Source organism: Labrenzia sp. ATLA3 (genome assembly GCF_057180185.1).
In genome coordinates, this window is the sequence record NZ_JBXUKV010000012.1 from 68,362 (window position 1) to 73,232 (window position 4,871).

Consider the following 4,871-nt stretch of genomic DNA (forward strand, 5'->3'; position numbering starts at 1 on the left):
CCGTTGAGTTTTTGTTAACATTCACCGGAACACCGGGGAATCAGCGGAAACAGGTGCACATGAGCGGATCAGTCGTCACCATCGCCTCCTTGAAGGGGGGAAGCGGCAAGACCACGCTGGCCACCTGCCTCGCCGTCCATTGGCAGTTGAAAGGCCTGACACCGCTTCTTGTCGATGCCGATCCGCAAAGGTCGGTCATGCGTCTTGCCGAACGCGAACTGGCACTTGGCGGCGTTGATCTTCTCGAACAGTCTGACAAGTCCGTCTGGACGGCGATCAAGCAGCATGGACCGCGCCACGGCGTCACCATCGTCGACACGCCAGGCTTCGACAGCGATATCACGGTCGCGGCTCTCGCCGTCGCCGATCTGGTTCTGATACCGGTCAAGGCCTCGCCGCTTGATGTCGACCGGATGATGGACACCGTCAAGACGCTGATGAGTGGTGTGAAGGGCTGGGCGCCGACATTCCGCTGCGTCCTGACCCAGACGATCAGGGGAAGCGTGATCTCGAGGCATATTCGGAGCGAGCTGGAAGAGTCCGGTTTCCCGTTGCTCGTCAACGACATGCCAAACCGGGTTGCCTACGCGGAGGCCGGCCTTTATGGCGGCACACCCAGTCTGATCGCACCGGATGGGGCGGCGGCAAGCGACATTATCGAAATCGCAAATGAAGCCGAGGCCCTTCTGGCAACGAAAAAGGCCCTCAGCGCGTGAGCAAGAGACTGCCGAGAACCTCAAGACGGACGCTGGACGACCTGCGCAAGGCCGCAAAGTCCGCCCTTGAAGCGGAAGACCTGCCGCATCGAACCGCGCAGTCTGATGAACCGGCAAAGTCTACTGAGGAGGAACCGGCTCCGCTGAACCCGGACCGCCAAGAAAAACCGTCGCGCACGCGCGCTGCCGAACACAGTGCACAGGCTCCGCTGCCCGTGACAGTGGCCGCACCCTTCGAAACCCGCAGCCGCCCGACCAGAGCCGCCTTCCGGCAAGCTTCCGGGAAAATCATTGTGGAACGTCATGCAAATCTCGCCACTGTCGCGGGATTGATCCCAATGCCCTGGGTCGACCTTGTCGCGATTTCGGCGATTGTCGACCGCATGTTACGCCGCTTGTCCCGCCTGTACGGCCAGCAGCTTGATGGAACTCGCAGCAAGCAACTTGCGACCTCGATGCTGACCGGCATGGCGGCCCCGGGCATTGCAAGTTTCGCGACAACAGGACTGATGAGCATGATGCCCGGTCCGAACCTGGTCGCGACGGCGATTACGTCCATATCCGCGGCCGTGCTCGTGCGGATTGTCGGGGAAGTCTATCTCGCGCATCTCGCAGGATTGGCGGGTGACACGACTGCAACGAGCCCAAATACGGCGATACCAACCGTTTAACTGCGTGGACGCTTTTCATTTTCCGCCAGAAAGAGTACCGTTCTGGCGGTGCGGATGCCGTACAGGAATGTAGGCCACCTTCACTTCGGTCGGACATTCGATAAATGTCCGTGCGGATCTCAGGAGATTTCTATGGCGAGCAGAACTACCGCAAGCAAGGCTGAAGAGCCGGTTGAAGACGTCGCAGAGGCGGAAGCCGTCGAAAATGACGCTGAATTCGATATCAACCGCGAACTGACGGCTGACAACCTGATCAAGGACTATGTGATCGGATCCGTCGCCGCGAGCATCGTTCCGGTTGCGTTTTTCGATATTGCTGCCGTCGTGGGAATTCAGCTGCGCATGATCCAGAAATTGTCGCAACTCTACGGCAAGCCATTCTCCGAAAAGCTTGGCCGCAAGGTCATTTATGCGCTTGCGGGCGGCGTGCTCGGCTACGGCGCCGGTTATGTCGTGGCGGCCAGCGCCACCAAAATGATCCCCGGTATCGGCTGGATGGTCGGAATGGTGTCCCTGCCCGTGGTTGCAGGCGGTTCGACCTATGCGGTCGGCCGGTCCATCGCCAAGCATTACGAGGAAGGCGGCACCTTGATGGATTTCAACGCCAGCAAGATGCGCGAGTTCTACAAGGAACAGTTTGAAAAGGGCAAGTCGGTTGCCCGCAAGTTCAAGCAAAACGCAGAGACAGAGGAAGCAGCTGCGAGCGAAGCAGCGTCCTGACCGATCTCGACCTTCCGGAAAATCTCGGTGCCGCAGTGTTCCAACGCTGCGGCATTTGTGTTTCGGGAAGATGTGGAACACCGATTGACGGAAAAGGGCTGGCTTCAGCGCCGTGCCCGTTTCAGATACCTGTGCCCTCGCGCCGTTTCAGGCCTTGCGTCTCTTGCGGTCCCGCGACGGTCTGCGCCAGCGATCCGCAGCGAGCAGGACAATAATACCCACCAGCGGCGAGAACACGAAGGCGATCAGGAAATTTCCGACAAAGCCGAAACGTGTGTCCCTGCCCAGAACACCGATGACCCAACTGGCCAGTACCCAGATCAGGAACAACCAGGGATTCACGAAGATAGTCATTGGCCAATAGTCTCCATCGCTGAAGGAAGCGCTTCGGTCTGGTTCGCGTCAGATCTTTTGCCATCCTGCGGATCCAAATGCAGCACCGATTTTGGCCCCAACGGTATCTTGATGCTGTCGACAGTTCTGAACTCGGTTCCATCGTGACGCACGACAAAGACATGCGTGTCGGTAATGAGGCCGTTCCGGTCAAACACCAGCGGGCCCGTTACGCCCGAAAACGGGTTCTTGTAACGGGACACTTTCAATATATCCGAGACGCGGTTGGGGTCCAGCGATTCCGCCCTGTTGACCGCATCGCGGATCAGCAAGGTGGCGTCGTAGCCGATCGCTGCGTTCAGGTCCGGCAACCGGTCGAATTTGCTTTCAAAATCTGCTGCGAAAGCCTTGCCCTTTTCGGAAATTGCGTCCCTGTCGTAGAGCGACACGCCAATCACGTCTTTCATTCCCGCCTTGCCGACGTTGGCTTCGATGACTTCGGAAAACATGTATTCCATTCCGAGGACGGGAACATCCAGTCCGAGATAGCGTGCCCGTTTGATGAACTCGGACGTCTCCTGGACTGAAGACGACACGATGAAAAAGGCATCAAAGTCTGTTCGCTTGAAGAGCTTATTGTCCAGGACGAACATCAGCAGCTCGTCAATGGAACGCTGCGTGCCTGAAAGAAAGCCTCGGTAGACCAGCTCCGCACCTTCGTTCGCAACTGCTTCGGAAAAGAAATTCGCGGACTCCTTTCCGTAGTCGGTCTTGTCCGAGAGGACGATATACCGCTTCAATCCTTGCTTGAGCGCGTAGCTGGCAACGATATGCGCATTTGTGGAATTGTCCGGCTGCAGCGCGAACACAGTGTCGAAACCATGGTCTGTCAGGGACCTTGCAGTGGCCTGTGTCGCAAGGAACAGCACATTTTCCCGCGCATAGACGGAACTCGCCGTAACGGCTGTGTCCGACCATTCGTGGCCAATGACTGCCAGAAGATTGTCCGTTTCCGCAATCTTTCCGGAGACTTTCAGGGTTCTTGAAACGATCGTCTCCAGTGGGACCACACTCGTCGCTTCCGCTTCCCTGACAAATTCCAGCTTCAAGGGCTTGCCGAGAACTTTCTGACGGGTCGCGTTCACCTGCGCGACCGCCATGCGGACCCCGTTGACGAAGTTGCTGTCCTCACTGTCATCGGAGTAGACCGCCACCAGACTCAGGGAATTGTCTTTCTGCCGGAAGAGATCTGTCAGATACCCGGTCAGACGCGACACGGTCGGGGCGGTGGAACTTATCCTGGAGAGGGCAACGACCAGAACTCCAAGTCCGAGGACAAGAAGAAGGCCTGCGAAAAGCAGCTTTCGCGCCTGGTTCCGGGCTCTTCCCTTTGCCGGTGAATCTGTCTCGCCCCGCGCCATCACGTCTATCTGTCGCCGCCGAGAATGATCGGCAGTCCATCCTTGCCCGATCCGATAACGACCGTCTTGGAATTCGGCGATGTCGCCAGATCCTTGGTGGCCTGCACTCCCTGCCATCTGAGCAGGTTTTCCGTCAGGCTTTTCTTGATCGTGTCCTGGTACTGCTGAATACCCCCGGCCTCGATCGCCTTGCGCTTCGCCTCTTCCTGCTCGATTTCAATCCGGTATCTGTAGGCTTTCTGCTCCTCCGACAGCGTGAGCTTGCGCTCGATCGCCAGACGAACCGCCGCTGGAAGCTCCACGTTCCGCACCAGCACGTTGTCGACGATCACATACCGATCCTCGACGCTGGTCAGACTGCTTATGACGACCGACTCCAAGAAGCCGAGCTTGCTCGTATAGACCTGCTCGGGTGTGTATTGCCCGACAGCGCGGCGCAGGACCGCCTCCGTTTCGGGAAAGACGACCTTGTCCAGATACTCCGGCCCGACCGTGACATGCAGCAGGGGAAGAAGACGCAGATCCGGCTGATAGCGCACTGCAATCTGCAGATCGATTGGCAGACCGTCTTTCGTCAGCATCGTGTAGTTGCGTTCTTTGGTCTGGAGGCGGACGTTGTAGATATACATCCTGTTCCACGGCCAGAGGATGTGCAGCCCCTCGCCATAGATCTGGTTCATCTCCGTTCCGGACACCCAGCGATAGAGCACACCGGCTTCACCCGAGTGGACCGTAATGACGATCCGGTTCCACAGAACGGCGAGGGCAACGCCGAACGCCAGTAGCATGATGAACAGGTAAAGCTGCAACTGGCGCCGCCGCTCACCACTCAACGCCTCTTCGTAGTCGTCGAATTCGTCATCATATGCCATTCGGCCGACTCACCCTATCGGTTGCAAATCGAAACAAGACTATAAAGTTAGCACTACCAGCGTTCCAGCGCAGAACTGTTTTGAACCTGCACGCAACACTTTCAAACGCGCTTTGTGCAAAGAAAATCCACGCTTTGC

Annotated in this window: 6 protein-coding genes; 3 read left to right on the forward strand and 3 right to left on the reverse strand. The window is 57.7% G+C overall.

Annotated elements, in window-relative coordinates; translation table 11 throughout:
* Positions 1-59 precede the first annotated feature (59 nt).
* The 3 genes from AC2A6O_RS27400 to AC2A6O_RS27410 all read left to right on the forward strand — a co-directional run bounded on the left by AC2A6O_RS27400 (position 60) and on the right by AC2A6O_RS27410 (position 2,107).
* The gene (locus AC2A6O_RS27400; RefSeq protein WP_498931906.1) at positions 60-716 is read left to right on the forward strand and encodes a nucleotide-binding protein; all 657 of its coding nucleotides are present in this window, start codon (positions 60-62) and stop codon (positions 714-716) included.
* The gene (locus tag AC2A6O_RS27405; RefSeq protein WP_498931908.1) at positions 713-1,387 is read left to right on the forward strand and encodes a DUF697 domain-containing protein; all 675 of its coding nucleotides are present in this window, start codon (positions 713-715) and stop codon (positions 1,385-1,387) included. The genes AC2A6O_RS27400 and AC2A6O_RS27405 overlap by 4 nt, the downstream gene beginning before the upstream one ends.
* 132 nt (positions 1,388-1,519) lie before the next feature.
* Complete coding sequence (locus AC2A6O_RS27410) at positions 1,520-2,107, forward strand: YcjF family protein (RefSeq protein ID WP_498931910.1); 588 nt, start codon at positions 1,520-1,522, stop codon at positions 2,105-2,107.
* Positions 2,108-2,254: 147 nt separating this feature from the next.
* Here the strand turns inward: AC2A6O_RS27410 and AC2A6O_RS27415 are convergent, their stop codons facing one another.
* Genes AC2A6O_RS27415 through AC2A6O_RS27425 form a run of 3 tightly spaced genes read right to left on the reverse strand, consistent with a single transcriptional unit; the run spans position 2,255 to position 4,733 of the window.
* Positions 2,255-2,461, reverse strand: coding sequence for a hypothetical protein (locus tag AC2A6O_RS27415; protein WP_148583126.1), 207 nt, complete (start codon positions 2,459-2,461; stop codon positions 2,255-2,257).
* On the reverse strand, positions 2,458-3,861 hold the full coding sequence (locus AC2A6O_RS27420; protein WP_498931912.1) for an ABC transporter substrate-binding protein: 1,404 nt from the start codon (positions 3,859-3,861) through the stop codon (positions 2,458-2,460). Before AC2A6O_RS27420 ends, AC2A6O_RS27415 begins: the two co-directional genes overlap by 4 nt.
* A 5-nt stretch (positions 3,862-3,866) precedes the next feature.
* Complete coding sequence (locus tag AC2A6O_RS27425) at positions 3,867-4,733, reverse strand: prohibitin family protein (RefSeq protein WP_148583124.1); 867 nt, start codon at positions 4,731-4,733, stop codon at positions 3,867-3,869.
* Positions 4,734-4,871: the final 138 nt, after the last annotated feature.

What these genes read in the sequence shown, in the direction of transcription:
- AC2A6O_RS27420 (WP_498931912.1), bottom strand. Translation starts at nt 3,861, where the DNA reads ATGGCGCGGGGCGAGACAGATTCACCGGCAAAGGGAAGAGCCCGGAAC.
- AC2A6O_RS27400 (WP_498931906.1), top strand. Translation starts at nt 60, where the DNA reads ATGAGCGGATCAGTCGTCACCATCGCCTCCTTGAAGGGGGGAAGCGGC.
- AC2A6O_RS27410 (WP_498931910.1), top strand. Translation starts at nt 1,520, where the DNA reads ATGGCGAGCAGAACTACCGCAAGCAAGGCTGAAGAGCCGGTTGAAGAC.
- AC2A6O_RS27425 (WP_148583124.1), bottom strand. Translation starts at nt 4,733, where the DNA reads ATGGCATATGATGACGAATTCGACGACTACGAAGAGGCGTTGAGTGGT.
- AC2A6O_RS27415 (WP_148583126.1), bottom strand. Translation starts at nt 2,461, where the DNA reads ATGACTATCTTCGTGAATCCCTGGTTGTTCCTGATCTGGGTACTGGCC.